Source organism: Nocardia sp. NPDC047038 (assembly GCF_040644075.1).
In the GTDB taxonomy this organism is placed as follows: Bacteria; Actinomycetota; Actinomycetes; order Mycobacteriales; family Mycobacteriaceae; genus Nocardia; species Nocardia sichangensis.
Genome location: NZ_JBEYVQ010000004.1, coordinates 45,364 through 62,720 on the forward strand (window position 1 = coordinate 45,364; position 17,357 = coordinate 62,720).

A 17,357-nucleotide genomic window follows, 5' to 3' on the forward strand; every position below is an offset into this window, starting at 1 on the left:
GGGGCCGCCGAGGGCAGCCTCCGCCCGTCGTTGTGAGCGAGTAGGCACACATGCGGATCGCCACGCCCTGGGCGGCAGGGGTTGCCAAGGGTTTGATCACGTTGCATTCTTAATGCAAGTTCTCATTGCTTTAGTATCGAGGAGGTCGGCTCGCCCATGGGCGTAGCCGGCACAGAGAGGCAGGACTTGCATATGGTCGACCCGATCGACATCCGCGCGACCATCGGACAGCGCGAAGTCACGCGTGAGCAGGTTCTCGCGTGGGAATCGCGGCGGGCCGACGCCGTACTCACCAAGTTCGCCAGACGCCTGGGCCCACTCGGGGCCGCCGAAATCCTGCCCGATCACACCATCGACCAATTGCGTGGCGCGCCACTGGCTCTGCGGCGATCGGCGCTGCTCTCGCTCAAGACCCAGCTGGGGCACGCCGGGATCTACGCCATGCTCAAGCGGGAGCTGGTGGTCTCCGAACGGCTGACCCGCGCCGGGGTCGCGACGAGCAGGGGCAGAGTCAAATACGCGGTCACCCGCCTGCGCGCGCCGGGATTGTCCGCTACGCGGTTCGCCGAATGGTTCCACAACCTGATCGTCATCAACGACGAGACCGAGATGAACGCCGCCTGTCCGGACCACTACCTGCTGCGCGGGCTCCCCGACGGCCGCCAGGAGGTCGTCGAGACCACCGGCGGCTCCCCCGCCGCGTCACGATTCCTGGTCGACTACGAGCGCACCGAGCATGTCACCGTCCGGGTCGACCCGGCCTATCCCGTTCAGATCGCCGGCACCGCCATTCTCGACGACGGGCTGGCCATCGGTGGCGTCCGCCACCAGTTCCGCGACGACGACGGCACGCTCGACGCGCTGCTGACCGTGCAGTTCCCCGCATCGGTGCCCGGCAGGAACATCCACCAGCACCAGTGGCACCTGGCCTGCGAGTTCAGCAACTGGATGATCGCGTCAGCACCCTTCGCCGGGTCGACACGATGACCCTGCCCGAAACCATCACCCCCGCCGTACAGGCCCCGACGCCTCGGCGCGCGGACCCACTCGCCCTCGCCACCACCGTTTTCGCCTCGAGTGCCCGGCATCGGACTGCAGCGAAACCCACTCATCAGTGGGCCGTGAGGAAATTGTCGGAAAGGTCTCAACGTGACGGGCCAATATCCCTCGCAGACAGTTGGTGCACAGTTGCCAGGTCCACGATGCTGAACGGGTCTGCACCGGTCCGGTTGCGGTCAATCCGTTCACGAGTGCCGACGTCAACCCACCCATGCTGCGGATTGTGCCAGTCCCCAGCTGCACTGTCCGCTGGACCGGTCGGGATCTACCGGTCACCCATTGCTAGTCGGCCTCGCAGGGGCACGTCCAGGCGGTTGGCCAGTTCCGGGAGGGTGATGCCGAAGGTGTCGCGCACGACGACTGCGTCGGGTTCGATGTCGAAGACGGCGAGGTCGGTGTAAACCCTTGACACGCAGCCGGCTCCGGTGAGGGGGTAGGTGCAGGCCGGGACCAGCTTGGGGGTGCCGTCTTTGGTGAACAGTGTCATCATGACGAAGATCTGTTTGGCTCCGATGGCCAGGTCCATCGCGCCGCCCACGGCGGGGATGGCGTCGGGTGCGCCGGTGTGCCAGTTGGCCAGGTCACCGGTCGCGGAGACCTGGAAGGCGCCGAGCACGCACACGTCGAGGTGGCCGCCGCGCATCATGGCGAAGGAGTCGGCGTGGTGGAAGTAGGCGCTTCCGGGGAGTTCGGTGACGGGGATCTTGCCCGCGTTGGTGAGGTCGGGATCGATGTCGTCACCCACCGCCGCGGGGCCCATGTTGAGCATGCCGTTCTCGGTGTGTAGCACCACGCCGGAGCTGGCGGGGAGGTGATCGGCGACGGTGGTGGGCTGGCCGATGCCGAGGTTGACATACGAACCGGGCGGGATGTCCTCGGCGATCAGTGCCGCGATCTGGTCCTTGCTGAGCGGGCCGGTGTTCATACCGCGACCACCTTGTCGACGTAGATGCTGGGGGTGACGACCGCCTCAGGGTCCAGGACACCGGTGTCGACGACCTCTGCGACTTGGACGATGGTCGTGGTGGCGGCGGTCGCCATGACCGGGCCGAAGTTGCGAGCGGTCTTGCGGTAGACCAGATTGCCCATCCGATCCGATCGGTAGGCGCCGATCAGGGCGACGTCCCCGCTCAGGGGATACTCCAGAACATAGGTGCGGCCGCCGATCTCGCGGATCTCTTTCCCCTCGGTGAGTTGGGTGCCGACACCGGTGGGGCAGAAGAACGCGCCGATCCCGGCACCCGCCGCCCGGATACGTTCGGCGAGGTTGCCCTGCGGTACGACCTCGAGTTCGATCTGTCCGGCCCGGTAGAGGCTGTCGAAGACCCACGAGTCGGACTGGCGCGGGAACGAGCAGATCACCTTGCGCACCCGCTTGGCCACCAGCAGCGCGGCAAGCCCGGTGTCGCCGTTGCCCGCGTTGTTCGACACCACCGTCAGATCGGTGGCGCCCTGGTCGATCAGAGCTTCGATGAGCTGCACGGGCATGCCCGCCATGCCGAAACCACCGACGAGAACGGTGCTGCCGTCGGTGATTCCGGCGACCGCCTCCGTGGTCGTCGCGCAGATGTCCACCATCACCACACCTCCCGCATGTTCTCGAGCACGACCGCCAGTCCCTGACCGACACCGATGCAGATCGCGGCGACACCCCACCGCTGCCCGGACTCGACCAGACGGTGCGCCAAGGTGCCCACGATCCGCGCGCCCGAGGCACCCAGCGGATGCCCGATCGCGATGGCGCCGCCCTTGGCGTTGACGATCTCGGGATCGGCCAGTCCCTGGTCGAGCCAGGCATCGACACAAGCCAGCGACTGCACCGCGAAAGCCTCGTTGAGTTCCACCGCCGACACATCAGCCCAGCCGATCCCCGCGCGAGCCAGCGCCCGGTTCGCCGCCTCCACCGGAGCAAAGCCGAAATCCTGCGGATCCAGCGCATACGTCCCCCGGCCCGCGATCCGCGCCAGCGGATCGACACCCACATCGGCTGTCTCGCTGGCGAGCAGGACCGCGGACGCGCCGTCGTTGAGCGGGGAAGCGTTCCCGGCGGTGATCGACCCATCTTCCCGGAACGCCGGTTTCAGTCCGGCCAGCTTCTCGGCGGTGGAGCCGGGCCGGATTCCTTCGTCGCGGGTCAGACCACCGACCGCGATCACGAGGTCGTCGTAGAAACCCGCCTCCCATGCCGCGTCCGCCAACCGGTGGGAGCGGGCGGCGAACTCGTCCTGGCGGTCACGGGAGATCCCGAAAAACTGCGCGAGTTGTTCGTTGCACTCACCCAGCGAGACCGTCCACTCCGCGGGCATTCTGTCGTTGACCATCCGCCAGCCCAGCGTGGTCGAGACCGCTGTGACGTGTCCGGCGGGAAAGGCCCTCACAGGCTTCGGCAGCACCCACGGCGCCCGCGTCATCGACTCCACTCCCCCGGCCACGACCACCTCCGCGTCACCGGTCTCGATGATCCGCGAGGCGCTCATCACCGCATCCAACGAGGAGCCACACAACCGGTTCACCGTGGTCGCCGGTACCCCGGTCGGCCACCCGGCCAGCAGCACCGCCATCCGGCCGACGTTGCGATTGTCCTCACCGGCCTGATTCGCACACCCCCAGATCACATCCCCCACCGCATCGGGGTTCAGATGTGGTGCTTTGGCGAGCACACCGGTCAGGGCCGCGGCGGCCAGGTCATCGGGGCGCTGGTCGGCCAGCGCACTCCCGAGCCGCCCGAACGGCGTGCGCGCCGCGGCATAGACAAAGGAATCGGTCACGCCTCGACGCTAAACACCCCGATTGATGCAGTCCAATACTCATTTCACGCGCATTGATAAGTATCAGCGATAGAATTACTGCGTGGACTTCGACCTGCGGACCCTGCGCTATTTCCTCGCCCTTGCCGACGAGCGTCATTTCGGACGGGCCGCAGCTCGCGTCCACATCGCCCAACCCGCGTTGTCCCAGCAGATCAAACAACTCGAAACCCAACTCGGGGTTCAGCTGTTCGACCGCTCGACCCGCCGCGTCGAGATCACCCCGGCAGGCGAACGCTTCACCGAACACGCCCGGCGGATCGAGGCGGCATGCGCACGCGCCGGCGACGACATGGCGGCATTCGCCCGCGGCAGCGCGGGCCGCGTCTCGGTCGGCTTCGTCGGCACCGCCACCTACGACGTCCTGCCCCGCCTGACCCGGACGGTCCGCACCGAACTCCCCGACATCGACCTGCGAGTGCGCGGGGAACTGCTGTCCCCGCAACTGCTCGACGGTCTGGCCACCGGCGAATACGACCTAACACTGGTCCGGCCCCAACCGAGCTCCGAACCGGGACCAGCCCGAGGACTCCACCACCTCCTCGCACCCAGCCCCGACGCGCCGAACATCGTGCTCGAAACACTGCGCACCGAACACCTTCTCGCTGTCCTCCCCGTCAACCACCCACTCGCCCACACCGATCCGGTCGATCTCGCCGACCTCGACGGCGAAACCTTCATCACCCACCCCTCCGGTACCCGGTCCACCATGCACCACCTGGTGCTCGACGCATGCGCCCGCGCGGGATTCCGGCCCCCAGTCCTGGAAGTCAGTGAAACCGCCACCCTTGCCGTCTCCGTAGCCGCCGGCCTCGGCGTCGCCCTCGCCCCCGAACCCGTCCGCAGCCTCGGCCTCGACGGCGTCACCTACCGACCACTCCGGCAGCCGGAAACGGTCGAGCTCATGCTGGCCCACCGAGAATCGGAAACCTCGCCCGGCGTAGCAGCCGTCGCCGCACTCGTCCGAGCCGCAACCAGAGATTCCGCTTGAAACGGAATGAAACGTACGAAGACTCCCGAACCTTCGTGAGTGGTCTTCGTGGATAGATGGCGCTGGATCACCCTGCCCAATGGCATGCTCCAGCGCTGGAGCGACATCGGCGTCGACGAACGGCTTCGGTCGGCGACATTGCCAATGGACGACATCATCGCCAGCCGATTCGGCACACCAGGACGGCCGGACCTCCTACCGCCCGGAGGGCCCTGACATGAACGACCAAGCCATAGGAGGACGCTGATGCGCACCTTGTTCGATCAAGGTTTCGTCGCTGCGGAGGTCAACATCGATCTCGCCCACAATCCCGCGACGGCGCTCGCTGCGCTCCCTCGGGAGTGTCGGATGCTGGTGACCTGACTCCGCTTGTTTGGTCCGGGGGTGCGTGTAAGTCTTCGTATCCTCCGATGCGGGCGACCGTCCTGCCGTATTTCGTCGATCGGTAATCGACTACGGGGCCAGGTCGCTCGTTCTCGCACACGCGTTCCAGTGCGTCATCGCCGAGCAACCGCTGCGGGACGATCATGCAATTCGGTTCGCCGAGAGCGAAGCGCACCGGCGTCATCGGCCGCGTGAACTTCCAGTTCATGGTGAAGCTCGCGCTCGCCCAATCGGTTTCGATCAGTCCCTCCAGCGCGTAGAGTCCGTCCTTGGGCCAATTGGTCGGCCAGCGCACCAGCAGGTCGTAGCCCGGCGGGGTACGGAACACGATAGGGATGTGCCAGGTCAGAATTCCGTACCCGAAATGGCTGGTCGGTACCAGCTCCTCGGCCAGCGCGCCACAGGGGGTGCCCGACTCATCCCTGGGGTGGCTACTTCCGGACGCGCCGGGGCGGAATCATTAAATCCCACAGCCACAACACCTCTCGAACAGGAACCACATCATGGGGATCACCCGCAACCGCCTCCGCACCTTCGCCGTCGCGACCGCCGTCACCGCCGCCGCGCTCGGCGCAACCGTGCTGGGCAGTACCATCGCCACCGCCGACCCGAGTGCCGAGGGTTCCTTCCTCGAGGAGATCAGCATCAACAACGCCACCCTGCCCGGTAAGAAGGCCGACGAGATGGTCGCCGCCGGGTACGCGACCTGCGATCACCTGCGCGACGGCACCTCGGTACTCGACGAGATCTCCGCGGTCGAGACCACCTACCACTTCCACCAGGGCGCGCTCTTCGTCAGCGCCGCCACCACCAACCTGTGCCCCGGGTTCGCCGGCTAGCGGGGCTGCACAGCCCGAACCTTTGGGCCGCTACGGATAGTTCTCAAGATCGGGCGGGATAGCGCGTCTTCGATCACAATCGGGCAATGTTCGGGTGGGCGAGTGCGATTGACGCGCAGACATGTACAAAGACGGCCGCGTGGCGGGCGCGGATAAGCAGGGTCAACAGGGCGGCGCTCGGCCGCCGCGCGGGACTGATCGGGCTCTTCCCTGCAGTCGGTTTCGCGCTAGGGCATGTCTGATAATCCGTAAGCGCCTGTGCACGAGGATGTCTGGGTGACTCGGTTTCAGGCGTTGTCGGATGAGCAATGGGAGTCGATTGCGGAGTTGCTGCCCGCTCGTACTGGACGGCGCGGACGCCCGTTCTCCGATGCGCGGCTGATGGTTGAAGGCATCGTCTACCGGTACCGCTGTGGGATCGCGTGGCGGGACGTGCCGGAGGTGTTCGGCCCGTGGCAGACGATCTGGACCTGGCACCACCGCCTCGCCGGTGACGGCACCTGGGATCGGATTCTCGAGCGGCTCCTCACCGTCGCGGACGCGGCCGGGATGATCGACTGGGCGGTATCGGTGGACTCGACCATCGCCCGCGCTCATCAGCACGCCACGAACATCACCCGCCACACAGGGGGCTGGGTCGACTTACACGAATCCGCATGTCGAGCCGCCTGACCACGCGATCGGCCGCTCTCGTGGCGGCCCGTCGACCAAGGTGCACCAGATCGTCGATGGGCACGGACTACCGCTGGTGGTGCTCGTAAGTCCGGGGCAGTCGGGTGATTCGCCTGCCTTTCCGCATCTGCTCGCGCACCTGCGGGTCCCGCGCGCAGATGGTGGCGTCCCCGTACTCGACCAGATCGTGTCCGCGGCGACAAGGCATACTCCTCCCGGCCCACCGGGCACTGCTGCGACGCCGCGGGATCGGTGCGGTAATCGCCGAGCCAGACGATCAGGCAGGGAATCGCCGCCGACGAGGCTCCCGCGGCGGCCGACCACCGGCGTTCGATTCGGTCGACTATCGCGGCAGGAATGTGGTCGAGCGCCGGTTCTGTCATTTGAAACAGTGGCGCGGCCTGGCAACTCGGTACGACAAGCTTGCCGTCGTTTACCGGGCTGCTGCGGTTTTGAATGCCGTCATCGCCTGGACGAGACGCTTGTCGGATGCGTCCTGCTCTGACGATCGGACAACCCAGTAACAGGCGGGGACGTCAGCTACGCCACACAGCAGTGAACTCATACCACGGGCCACCGAGGTGAGTTGCGGTGAAGTCGTCGAACCCAACCGGTGTGCCATGAGGTGAGTATGCCCACCCACTGCTCACCGTGAGCCCGAGCCCACCACCCTCGATGAAGTAGACGGTTCCGTCGGGGTCCTTCCTGGCATAGCTGATGTCGAACCGGCCAATTTCGAAATGGGAGCGTGAAGGTTCCGAACTCGCTAGTAGGTCAAGGGCCGCTGCAGCCGGGCACCCGCGCCGCGCTGGTCGCCTGGCTGGCCGAACGCCGCCGCCTGCTCCGCGGCCAGCCCGAACAGGTCGCGCTGTTCCTCACCGAACACGCCCCGCACCGGCGGCTGGCGGTGCGCACCGTCGACGACGCCATCCGCGCCGTCGGCGCCGACGCAGGCCTCGACATCTCCCCCGGCACGCTGCGCGCCACCGCCGAACAACGCATGCTGCACGAAGGCCTTTCGCCCGCGGTCGTCGCCGCCCGCCTCGGGCAGCAGGCCCCCGACCGTGATCGGGTCCGCGCCCTGCTCGGCGGCGCGGAGCCGCGCCCGCGTAACCGCCTGCCGCTGACCGGTCACGAGCAGCTCGACTTGTTCGGCGACATCGCGATGTAGAACGCGCGGCACCAACGGCGCGCTACGCGTCCGATGTGGGTACGAGGGAGTCGATACGGACGCCGAACGGGTAGCGGCCAGGCGCGTCCAGGACGGACTCGACGAGGGCGTGGGTGTCGTCTTCCAGCTCCAGGACCCGGAGCACCGACACGCCGCTTGCGACCAATAGCACCTTGTCACCGACCTGGACCATGACCGCGTGTGACCGACCAACATATCTGTCACCGGTCGAGGCGTACGGGTTGGTCATTGTCGGCGGGGTGCCCACGCTATCTGTCACTGATCTTTCAACGTTGTTGTCACCTTTCCGCTCATTTCCCGACGGTTTACCGGGCAGCGCGTGCCTGGCGAACTTCCTCTCGTGCCGATGTCCGTGTGGTGGTCCGACCGTGCTAAGTTGCCTGAGGGCAAGGACATTCGGATGTCGCGTGGTAGCCGTGCGGCGGTGGGGATGGGAATGCGGGCGTTTGATCTGGGATTCGGGCACAGCCCGGACGCGTTGCGTACCAACCCCGATGTAGGTGACCCGCTCGAGCTTGCCGATGCGATACGGGCGGGGTGGGCTGGATTCAGCGGGCCGGGAATCGATCCGGCGACTTGGCCGCGGGGACCGTTCACCGGTTTGCCGATGGTACATGTGCTAACTCTTCGGCTACCGGAGGAGTATCGCCGTCGAGGGCCGCAGCTTCCCGCGATCGCTTTCTTCCAGGGTGATGGACCGAACGTGGATCACGGCAATCCCGTGGTCGCGGATCCCGAATCCAGTGACCCTTTCGTGCGGGGTTTGGCGGCAGCGCGGCGGCATCCGCAGCTGCGCTTGATGGAAGACGTGATCGGCGGGGCGTTCGCGTTGATTTGGTTGACCGAAGAGGAGTTCGGCGCCGGACCGACCTCCCCGCCGGATGGTCGTCGCGACGGTGAGAATGGCAACGGCAATCAGGGGACGAACGCCCGCGATGACAAGGATCGGGTCACCCCGGTCTGGCTCGGCACCCGCGATGATCCGAACGCCGGTCTTGTCCCGTCGGCATCGGGGGATACCGGATACCAGGATCGGTACGACCCTGCCAGCACGCACTGGTATGCCTGGGCCGAGGCTCTCTGGGGGCGATGCCACTTGGGCGGCACAACGTTCTGCTACCAGGCCATACCCGCAGGGCTGACGCCGTTCTATCTGGAACTGACGGAGTTCGGTGGCTTGAACTTCGGCACCGGCAACGCCCAGATCGACCTGGATTCCGACGTTTTCGACTGGGCCTGCTGACCGGCCCGCCATGAAGGGCGTCCGCACATAGCCGCCGAGCGGGACGGCCCCCGGGTCAGCAGCCATCCGCCAGCAAACGCGTGGTGACAGATAGCGTGGCCAGGTGACAGGTAAGGCGGTCAGCCACACCGTACGATGGCGCTTTCGCTGGTCGTGCGACGTTCCTTCTGCATAAAAACACAGTGTGCGGCAATGACTTTCGCCGAACAGGTGGACGGACTCACCGCCAAGCGGTCACGTCGGACCAAGCAGCTGACGTCGATGCTGACCGCGATCGGACTGGCCCTGGCCGGTCGAGCCGGTGCGCGCTTGGCTCGGAGGCTCGGGTTGTCGGCCAGCCGGGACACGCTGCTGCGGCTGGTCCGGGGAGTACCGGATCCGCGGGTCGGCACGGTAAAAGTGCTGGGTGTTGACAATTTCGCCGTCCGGCGGGGTCGCAGGTATGGCACTGTGTGCCTGGTGTGGTGGAACGTTACCAGCGACGGACGGTTCGCCTGACCCGGCAGGTGCGTGCGCCGACACGGACGGGGCTTCGGCTATCGGCGCAAGGCAAGGGTTTTGGTGAAGCCATCGTATTGCCCGGCATGCAAGCCGCCGAGCAGGCCGGTGTCCCTGCGTTTCTGGAAACCTCGGATGAGCGCAACCTACGGTTCTACCGGCGGCTCGGCTTCGAAGTGACTGCCGAGGTGGCCGCGACGCACGGGCGCCTGACCTTGCACCGCGTGCGCGTCTGGGGTCATGAAGCCTCAACCTTCGGGCGAGTAGCCGGGTTCAAGAATGAGTCGGCGGAATGTGGAAGCGGTCGTGATTGTGGAAGCGGCCGTGGTCATGAATGCAACTCGGGTCACTGACGCGCAACCCGTTGCGCACGCGCGTCTTCTCATCGATGCAAAAGCCGTCATCCCGAGTCGGCGGCGCCTCGGCAGTCGCCGTCACCGCGCTCGGCGCCCCGATCGCCGCGGCAATCAGCGCTACAACCAGGGTGCGGCGTACCGGCGCGGCAGTCGCGGGAATTGTTCGCCCCATTGGGTTCCTTCCGTTGCGGGATCTCACACCGTTCTATCAGCGCACGCAGCATGGCAACACCCGCCGATTCCAGGGGCGACTCGACGATCATCGACCGCGTCCCCTTCCTCATCGACCGGTCAGATTCCGGGTCCAGTACGGCGAGTTGGGCTCGCACTTGTGCGTACAGCGACGAATCTCGTTCCAGCGAAGCTGGATAGCCGGCGCACGTCGCGGCCGTCTACGGAGGCTATCCACCAGCCGAGGGATGGCCGGGTCTAATTTGAGGACGGCGGCGCGCAAGCGGGCACGGAGGGATTCGCGGACTCAGACGACGTCGGGTGCGCCGGAGGTGGGCAGGAGTTGGTCTCGGTAGGGGCTGATGGCTGCGGCCTGCGCCGCGACTTCGACGCTGTCACTGCGGGTTTGACGCGGCCCTGGAGTAGCGGGCCGGTCGAGGGACACGTCAACGGATCAAGATGATCAAACGCCAGATGTTCGGCCGAGCAAATCCGGATCTACTCCGGGAGCGAATCCTGTTGAGCGACTGAGCAAAACCGACCGCCAGTATTACGAAAATTGTGGCTGATCCAGTATTCAGCCGGAACCGACACTGCCTACCGCGGCGGGTGGACGCGTGCCGAGGGAGCCTTCAGAGCGCGTGCGGACATGCCTGGACAATGCGACACGTGGGCTGGCCTGCCCGATCCCGTACTTTTGTCCGAACTGCACGCCTACGCGGAGGAACTGGCCCCGCTGCGGTCGTAGTGAGAGGTATGAGGGTCGAGGAGTTCAGCGACGGCATGGTCGAGGTCAGCGGTTCTGCGGACGAGTTCGAAGGTCTGGCCGCCGTGGTGGCCCGGGGCGAGGGGAGGTTCGAGACCGAGGATCTCGCGGCTGTCGAAGTCCGCTCGGACGCTGGTCCTCGGCTGCTCGTCCAGGTCGTCCAGCAGCGCCGGGTCCTGCTGCTGGTGGGGGACCGGGAGAGCCGAGCGCTCCTCGCGGAGGACCTCCGCAGCGTGGGGTCCATGACAGACGGCGGACATCAGCACATCGAGTACTACAAGGACTTCGGCTATCTGCGGAAGGGTTCAGCGCCTCTGGTGATCAACAGTCCGGGGGTATGCCGCAGCCGTAGAGCCGATCCGTCAGACTCGGTCGCGATCAGCGTCGATGGGTACGAACCACCGCACCGTAATCGAGCCACTACCGTGCGTTCGAGGGTTGTGGTGGATGCTCGACTGAGTCGGACCTGGCCCCTGCCATCGTTATCCGTGAACATCTTCGAAGTGGTGTAGGTGGCGACACGCCACCAGGATTGCGAACAATGACGTCACGGTTCGCGGACAGAGCCAGGCAGGTCTGTGTCGCATCGAGAAGGTTCTCGTCGGTCAGTACGACGCGGCCGCCCTCCACCACGATTCCGGCGTTGAGCAGCTTGTCGGGGGATCGAGGTCCCGGACTGTTTCTGCTGGCGGGGCAGTTCACCCAGGCCGTGCGCGATCGCGTTCCGCGCATCGGACAGGCGCCCGATCGGGCCCCAGTCCACCACGGGTTTACCGATGTTCAGCCATCTCCCCCTCCAAGGAAGCGGGGGAACCTCAGGGAATGCCGTCGGTGCGATCGTGGCGGGCGCAGAAGTCGTTGATCCAGTCCGGGAAGTCGTTGAGCTGTTTGGTGGTCGTGCCGGTCTGCAGCGCCAGACCTGGCCCTGGGTGGGGTACGGGCATGTGCGGCAGGCTGGTGAGCAGAAGCCCTTCCTCGAAGACGTGGAGCTGCTCGCGAACTGCCACCAGAATTAGGCTAGATAGCGGCTATCCCGCGACTGAACTTTGGCCGCCCTGTCGAGAAGAAGCCGGCACATTCGTGGCGCACCGAGCAGTCGTCACACTCCGCGACGTACGCGTTCTTCCAATCCGAGATCGACTGCACCGCGAACGGCCGGATGCCGACATCGAGGACGCACAGGGGCAGGTTGTAGATCGAAACGTTCACCCCGGCGACGGACAGGGCGTCGACACCGGCCTTCAACTGCTCCTGGTAATCGACGGGATCGATCCACAGTGTGGCGTCGTTGGCGACCGCGAAGCCGGTGTTTTCCATGCCCATCAGAGCCACATGATCGACGAATGGAAGGTTACGCGCGATCCACGAGCAGGTCTCACGGAGGCGCGGTGCGGTGATGGCGTGCAGAACAATACGAATCTCGACCCGTTGCCCGAGGTTCTTGAGTCGGAGCACGCCGAGAACAGTTTCGTCGAACGCGCCCGCGGCCTGAACCACATAGTCGTGAATGTGATCCACCGCCGCGTAGATCGGTATACCTGCTGAGAGCTGCGGATGCCCTATCTCGGCCCAGGCGCGCGCGACCTCGGGAACGGAGAAGGCGCGCCCGTTGGTCAACACGTGGATCGCGGTGCCCGGGAGCAGATCCCGCGACAGCTCCAGCAGCCCGATGAATCGGCGCCATTCGGTGAGCGGTTCCCCGCCGGTGAATGTCAGTGCGGGAGTCGCCGGGTCGAGCAGTGGCAGTGCCTCTGCGATCTCGTCGATCAGCCAGCCATCATCGACCTTCTTCGGCGGCTGCGAACACATCAGGCAATAGTTGTTGCAGCGTTCGGTGACGAGGAAGAAGTTGTGTCGCGACGACCGACGGTAGAGCAGCCTCACTCGACCCGACCGCGGGTAGATGCTCATCACATCGCCATCGCCGACCTCGGCGAACCCCGCCGGAAGTCGGATGTAGCTCGACGATGCGCCGTCCGGGCACGCGTCGCGCCCGACCGCGATCCGGAATCCATTCGCCTGCGCCGCCGTCCAGTCGCAATCGTCGACGATCAGCGCGGCATCGCGATCATCCGACGGGGCACTGTTCGGGGGGCGGAGCCGCACGATCCGGTTCTCGTCACCGAGTCCGACGGTGTCCGCCGCCGGTGTTCGTCCCACAAGCAGAAGAGGTTTCACGACGCCCACTCCCGGAGAACGGCGGCGTCTTCGGGTGAGTGTTCCAACAGTTCGAACAAGTGCGTGATCACGCCCTTCTGTCGCTCGCAGAACTCGGATAGCGGTTTGATACCCAGCAGGTCCCCCTGCGTCGCGTGGTGATACACAGGGTCCGCGCCGCAGTTGGGCTCGAATACGCACGTCGAGCACTGTGGAGCCGTCTGGGTCAGCGAATCCGCCACCGCCGTCACCAGCGTGTCGGACAACACCATATCTCGGTAACTGTGCTCATGTACGTTGCCGAGTTCGAAGCTGCGGTCCCCCATTTCGGCGAGCATCCGTGCCTCGTCCGAGGCGAATACGGTGCCATCATAGTTGTAGACCAGCGCACCGAGACCGATGCCCGCCGGACTTCTCAGATCGACATACCCGATGGGCTCATCACTCAGCATCCGGCGAAGGATCAGGGCCGAATAGAACTCGGGAAACCGGCGGCCGGACTTGTTGATCTCCAGGATGTAGCGAAGACCGCGCTTCCAGAATTCGAGCCATTCTCGGGCATCGTACTTGTGGAACTGTTTGGTCTTGATCGCATGACCGTACGGAGACAACGGCCTCAGGAAGATGCCGTCGAGACCCTGCGCGAGGTATTCGTCGACGATCTCCTCCACACGATCCAGACTCGCTTCGGTGGTGGTCATCAACGCACCAACCCGGTCCGGGCCGAGCCGCTCTCGAATGCGCCCGATTCCGGCCACCGCGAGCTCGTAGCTGTTCTGGCCACGACGGGGCCGATTCTTGTTGTGCAGATCGCGCGGCCCGTCCAGTGAGGTACTGAGCAGAACATCGTGTTCAGCGCAGAATTCGAGCACTTCGTCATCCAGGAGCGCCAGGTTCGTCGTGATCACGAACTGCAACTGCTTGCCCAGGGACATCGCCCGCTCCTCAGCGGTCACGACGATCCACCGGATGAGCTCGAAGTTCAGCAGCGGCTCGCCGCCTTGAAACTCGATCTTGATCATCGGCGCCGGCGCGGACAACGCGATATCCAGTGCTCTGGACGCCGTGGCGCTGTCCATGTCGTAGCGGACGCGGTCCTTGCTCTGACGCGACACCTGGCAGTACGGGCAGGAGTGCTCGCATCGCAGCGTGACGACGAACAGGTGCAATGGCGTGGCGGCGCGCAGGAAGCTCAGGCGGCTACGCAGACGAAGGGCGAGAAGCTGCTGCGGTGCGCGCTGATCGGCCGATCCGACGAAAAGTTTCTCGAAAGCCCTTTCATAGAGCCCGTCACCAGGGGTGAGATCGAGCGCGCACAACCGCTCCAGCTCGGTTGCCGTCATTTCCGCCATGTCGCCAACCATGTTGCCGACGAGGAAGCGGTCTGCACCGAGCCGTTCGAACCGAATCGGCAGGAGTCGCAGCCGGGATGTGTCGGGACGGAACGAGTCCGCTGAGGCGAAGCCGACCAACGGTCACTCCCCCTCGGCCAGCGATCCGAATGCCAACGCGACGATGACATCGCGAAACCGGCCGGTCTCGCGACCGACCTTCTCGCGCAGGTTCTCGTCCGTCACGAGATTCAGGAAATGAGTGCGCAACTCATCGCCTCGAAGCTGTGACTGCGTTGGTGAGAGCCGACAGACGTATCGCCCGTCCGCTTCGTCGATCTGGCATGCCGCCTGCCCGATCAAACGGTAAGCGGCCTCCCGCAGCGCATCGAGCGACTGCACCGACCTGCTGAAGTCGACAACCAAATCAGACGCTGACATCACTCGATCCCATCACAGAACGCGAAACCCGCACTCGCCGAGAGCACCTGACATAGTTGCGAAGGCAACTGCACTGCTCGGTCACCGAGAGGGCGCCGCAGTCGTGTCAGCCTCCGTACACAGGTCCAATGCTCGCTGGGCAAGATCCTCAGCCTCGGTCGCAGCGAGGCCGAAGACCTCTTGCAGCTCGCGCGCGATCTCATTCAGGCCAAGGCCCTCCTTTGCCCGCGTGCACGCCAGAGAGAACGGATCGGCAGCAGGCTGCGAGCTGGTCGGTGGGGTGGTGGTAGGAGGCGGAGCGGCTGCGGGCGGCGGAGCGGCCGGTGGGGTCACAGCAGGCGGTGGAATGTAACCCGGCTTCGGCACATCCGGTCTGCCGAACCCCGGACTGGAAGACGCATGAGATGCATGAGACGAATGGGATGAATGAGACGAATGAGAACCATGCCGCGCGAACAACCTGCCATCGCCGGCGCGATGCGTCGTGAAGCTCATCAACTCGACGTCGTCCGGCAAGGCAACCCGAGGCTCCGGCAGGGCCTCCTCCGATGCCGCCGTGACGCGAGGTTCGTCCGTTCCCGTCGAGACGGACGCCTCCGCGACTGCCTGTGCGGCCGTGGGGATCGCGAGGGCGGCGAGGGCCGCCGTCAGACTCACGATCTTCGGCGTCTCACGCATTCGTACCTCCCAGAATCGAACCCGAGTCGACCACGGCGAACGAAATGCCCGTGCGTTCCATCGTCACTGCCCTCCATCACCACCCGACGAGCTTCGAACTTGTTACCGCAACTAGTATCTCGCCCGGCGCCGGACCGTTACACATCGAGACCTCACGCGCCCGCACAACGTTCCGGTGGCGCTGACGACTAGCCTCGCGCTCACGCCTGAACGTCGAGCAGAGCTGTCCACGCTGCTCGAGGACGGGCCGCGGTTGACGGCGGGTTGTTGGAGAAGTTGCGACCCACTCGCTCGCCCTTCGGATTTCGGCAACAGCATCTCCAGCAACTCCCACTGCTTGTCCATCAACACCTGATGCCGATCAACCGCCAGCCTCGACACAGCGGACATGATGCACCACCGAGGCATACCGAAAACCCTGTTCGGTCAATTGGGAAACAGACCTAGTGTGCGGGCCGGTCGGTCGGCTGCAGGAGTCCAGCGGCTCGGCAGCCCAAACATTCCCATGCGGAGGCGTCGCCGCGTGCAGCGGCGGCGGCGACGTGCGGGCCGGTGCCCCAGGACAGCCAGGTCGGCTGCGCCCTGATGGGTGTGATCGCAGTGATGGCCTGAACGCAGGCAGCGGCTCGCCGCAGCCCCCTGACCGGTGGTGTCGAGAGCGATCGCGTTCTCGACACCACCGTCGGCAGCCCGGAGGTCAGGCCACCGCTTCACACGACGGCTCAAGGGCGGTTGCTTCGCCGGGCGTAGCGACATCCGGCTTTGGACCGGCGCGCCGCGAGCACCCCTACACGATCGCGTGCCCATCATCTTCGAGCTCCAGCCCCTCGAACTTCGAATCGAATTTGTCAGTGCCCCAGATTGGCTACATCGGTGAACTGTGACGTCGTTCATCGGCGAACCTCGGCAGCGGTCTGAACCGGCAGGATGATGCATCGGCGAAATCTGACGTCGCGATTCTGTCCGGCAAGCGTCGTCCGTCGTCATGCAGAGTCATCAACGAGCGGCTCCGCCGTTCATCCACCAGCCACGGGGGGCATCGTGCTCGTCATAGACGTTGCCGTACTCCCATTCGCAGCCGTGCTCGGCCGCCCACTCGCCGACTGCCTGTTCTACCGCGGGAAAGCCGACTGCGACTGGCACGGTGATCACTACGAATCGCCGGTCGGACGGCATCTCCACCAGCCCGCGGAGCCGGTCCACCCTGGTGGTGAGCGCGCTGACCTCGGCGTCGGCCGGACGCGCGTCGGCCGGGTAGATCCTGACGCACAGGTTCCCCCCGCGTCGCAGCACCTCGAAGCTACCGTCGTCGGCCATGCGAAGGTGGTCGCCAGCGGCGAAACCGTAGGCTATGCCAGGGCTGCCGAGAATCTCGCAGTTGCTGTGGTCCGAGAGCTTCGCGGGCAGCACCTCATAGACAGGTTCCCCTGAGGTCTTCGTTCCGGCGAGCACGCGAACGTGAGCGTGGCCCCCGGCACTCCGATCATCTGACATGGGTGGATTCTGTCATCAGACCCTCATCGCGCCACAAGATCTCGAGCGACGCTCCTCGCCATGCCAGTGCGCACGGCGGACACGCTCACCGCCGAGACAGGCTGGTCTGCGTTGTCACCTTTCGCCGATACGAACAGATTTCCGCGGCGCCAACCGACGTCGTAGTTCGCCGATGACCGGCCTCGGAATTTACCAGCGCAGCCACCTAGATCATCCTGGGTGGCGCCGATGCCGCTGCGGCCGGTAGGCGGGCTCCGCGTGAGTCGCCGGACGCAGTG

General features: G+C 65.5%; 20 protein-coding genes and 1 pseudogene. 9 read left to right on the forward strand and 12 right to left on the reverse strand.

The features are described 5' to 3' along the window. The first annotated feature begins 192 nt into the window (after nucleotides 1-192). Nucleotides 193-987, forward strand: coding sequence for a hypothetical protein (locus tag ABZ824_RS16655; RefSeq protein WP_356963942.1), 795 nt, complete (start codon nucleotides 193-195; stop codon nucleotides 985-987). Between the two features lie 337 nt (nucleotides 988-1,324). Here ABZ824_RS16655 and ABZ824_RS16660 read toward each other — a convergent pair whose 3' ends face one another. The 3 genes from ABZ824_RS16660 to ABZ824_RS16670 are packed head-to-tail and all read right to left on the reverse strand — an operon-like array spanning nucleotide 1,325 to nucleotide 3,827. Next, a complete protein-coding gene (locus tag ABZ824_RS16660; protein ID WP_356963943.1) occupies nucleotides 1,325-1,984 on the reverse strand; it encodes a 3-oxoacid CoA-transferase subunit B in 660 nt (219 codons plus the stop codon). Continuing rightward, a complete protein-coding gene (locus tag ABZ824_RS16665; protein WP_356963944.1) occupies nucleotides 1,981-2,637 on the reverse strand; it encodes a 3-oxoacid CoA-transferase subunit A in 657 nt (218 codons plus the stop codon). The genes ABZ824_RS16660 and ABZ824_RS16665 overlap by 4 nt, the downstream gene beginning before the upstream one ends. Next, complete coding sequence (locus ABZ824_RS16670; protein ID WP_356963945.1) at nucleotides 2,637-3,827, reverse strand: thiolase family protein; 1,191 nt, start codon at nucleotides 3,825-3,827, stop codon at nucleotides 2,637-2,639. Before ABZ824_RS16670 ends, ABZ824_RS16665 begins: the two co-directional genes overlap by 1 nt. 82 nt (nucleotides 3,828-3,909) lie before the next feature. Here ABZ824_RS16670 and ABZ824_RS16675 point away from each other — a divergent pair, with 82 nt between their 5' ends. Further along, nucleotides 3,910-4,857 (forward strand): LysR substrate-binding domain-containing protein, encoded by a 948-nt coding sequence (locus tag ABZ824_RS16675; protein ID WP_356963946.1) that lies wholly within the window; start codon nucleotides 3,910-3,912, stop codon nucleotides 4,855-4,857. Nucleotides 4,858-5,368: 511 nt separating this feature from the next. Here ABZ824_RS16675 and ABZ824_RS16680 read toward each other — a convergent pair. Continuing rightward, nucleotides 5,369-5,632: pseudogene (locus ABZ824_RS16680) on the reverse strand (DUF6065 family protein); the annotation flags it as partial. A gap of 112 nt (nucleotides 5,633-5,744) precedes the next feature. Here ABZ824_RS16680 and ABZ824_RS16685 point away from each other — a divergent pair. The 4 genes from ABZ824_RS16685 to ABZ824_RS16700 all read left to right on the forward strand — a co-directional run bounded on the left by ABZ824_RS16685 (nucleotide 5,745) and on the right by ABZ824_RS16700 (nucleotide 7,923). Next, nucleotides 5,745-6,080 (forward strand): DUF732 domain-containing protein, encoded by a 336-nt coding sequence (locus tag ABZ824_RS16685; protein WP_356963947.1) that lies wholly within the window; start codon nucleotides 5,745-5,747, stop codon nucleotides 6,078-6,080. 276 nt (nucleotides 6,081-6,356) lie between these two features. Continuing rightward, nucleotides 6,357-6,752: an IS5 family transposase gene (locus tag ABZ824_RS16690; protein ID WP_356963948.1), complete on the forward strand. Its 396-nt coding sequence runs from the start codon at nucleotides 6,357-6,359 to the stop codon at nucleotides 6,750-6,752. A 158-nt stretch (nucleotides 6,753-6,910) separates the two neighbouring features. Further along, nucleotides 6,911-7,276 (forward strand): transposase, encoded by a 366-nt coding sequence (locus tag ABZ824_RS16695; RefSeq protein WP_356964545.1) that lies wholly within the window; start codon nucleotides 6,911-6,913, stop codon nucleotides 7,274-7,276. A gap of 224 nt (nucleotides 7,277-7,500) precedes the next feature. After that, entirely contained in the window at nucleotides 7,501-7,923 is a 423-nt protein-coding gene (locus ABZ824_RS16700) for a tyrosine-type recombinase/integrase (protein ID WP_356963949.1), read from the forward strand. Nucleotides 7,924-7,945: 22 nt separating this feature from the next. Here ABZ824_RS16700 and ABZ824_RS16705 read toward each other — a convergent pair whose 3' ends face one another. After that, nucleotides 7,946-8,116: a hypothetical protein gene (locus ABZ824_RS16705; protein ID WP_356963950.1), complete on the reverse strand. Its 171-nt coding sequence runs from the start codon at nucleotides 8,114-8,116 to the stop codon at nucleotides 7,946-7,948. Between the two features lie 168 nt (nucleotides 8,117-8,284). On the opposite strand from ABZ824_RS16705, the gene ABZ824_RS16710 reads away from it, so the two are divergent. Both ABZ824_RS16710 and ABZ824_RS16715 read left to right on the forward strand, forming a co-directional pair. Then, nucleotides 8,285-9,187, forward strand: a complete 903-nt coding sequence (locus tag ABZ824_RS16710) for a hypothetical protein (protein WP_356963951.1) — start codon at nucleotides 8,285-8,287, stop codon at nucleotides 9,185-9,187. Nucleotides 9,188-9,379: 192 nt separating this feature from the next. Beyond that, nucleotides 9,380-9,685 (forward strand): hypothetical protein, encoded by a 306-nt coding sequence (locus tag ABZ824_RS16715; RefSeq protein ID WP_356963952.1) that lies wholly within the window; start codon nucleotides 9,380-9,382, stop codon nucleotides 9,683-9,685. A gap of 273 nt (nucleotides 9,686-9,958) precedes the next feature. On the opposite strand, the gene ABZ824_RS16720 is transcribed toward ABZ824_RS16715, so the two are convergent. After that, nucleotides 9,959-10,213, reverse strand: a complete 255-nt coding sequence (locus tag ABZ824_RS16720) for a hypothetical protein (protein ID WP_356963953.1) — start codon at nucleotides 10,211-10,213, stop codon at nucleotides 9,959-9,961. A gap of 782 nt (nucleotides 10,214-10,995) precedes the next feature. Here ABZ824_RS16720 and ABZ824_RS16725 point away from each other — a divergent pair. After that, nucleotides 10,996-11,490 (forward strand): hypothetical protein, encoded by a 495-nt coding sequence (locus tag ABZ824_RS16725; RefSeq protein ID WP_356963954.1) that lies wholly within the window; start codon nucleotides 10,996-10,998, stop codon nucleotides 11,488-11,490. A 303-nt stretch (nucleotides 11,491-11,793) separates the two neighbouring features. On the opposite strand, the gene ABZ824_RS16730 is transcribed toward ABZ824_RS16725, so the two are convergent. The 6 genes from ABZ824_RS16730 to ABZ824_RS16755 all read right to left on the reverse strand — a co-directional run bounded on the left by ABZ824_RS16730 (nucleotide 11,794) and on the right by ABZ824_RS16755 (nucleotide 17,079). Next, nucleotides 11,794-11,985, reverse strand: a complete 192-nt coding sequence (locus ABZ824_RS16730) for a hypothetical protein (RefSeq protein ID WP_356963955.1) — start codon at nucleotides 11,983-11,985, stop codon at nucleotides 11,794-11,796. A 10-nt stretch (nucleotides 11,986-11,995) separates the two neighbouring features. Then, nucleotides 11,996-13,156: a His-Xaa-Ser system radical SAM maturase HxsC gene (hxsC, locus tag ABZ824_RS16735; protein ID WP_356963956.1), complete on the reverse strand. Its 1,161-nt coding sequence runs from the start codon at nucleotides 13,154-13,156 to the stop codon at nucleotides 11,996-11,998. Next, entirely contained in the window at nucleotides 13,153-14,607 is a 1,455-nt protein-coding gene (gene hxsB / locus ABZ824_RS16740; protein WP_356963957.1) for a His-Xaa-Ser system radical SAM maturase HxsB, read from the reverse strand. The genes hxsC and hxsB overlap by 4 nt, the downstream gene beginning before the upstream one ends. A 3-nt stretch (nucleotides 14,608-14,610) precedes the next feature. After that, on the reverse strand, nucleotides 14,611-14,868 hold the full coding sequence (locus ABZ824_RS16745; protein ID WP_356963958.1) for a hypothetical protein: 258 nt from the start codon (nucleotides 14,866-14,868) through the stop codon (nucleotides 14,611-14,613). 120 nt (nucleotides 14,869-14,988) lie between these two features. Beyond that, on the reverse strand, nucleotides 14,989-15,585 hold the full coding sequence (gene hxsA2 / locus ABZ824_RS16750; protein ID WP_356963959.1) for a His-Xaa-Ser repeat protein HxsA2: 597 nt from the start codon (nucleotides 15,583-15,585) through the stop codon (nucleotides 14,989-14,991). Nucleotides 15,586-16,581: 996 nt separating this feature from the next. Then, on the reverse strand, nucleotides 16,582-17,079 hold the full coding sequence (locus ABZ824_RS16755) for a DUF4265 domain-containing protein (protein ID WP_356963960.1): 498 nt from the start codon (nucleotides 17,077-17,079) through the stop codon (nucleotides 16,582-16,584). Nucleotides 17,080-17,357 lie beyond the last annotated feature (278 nt).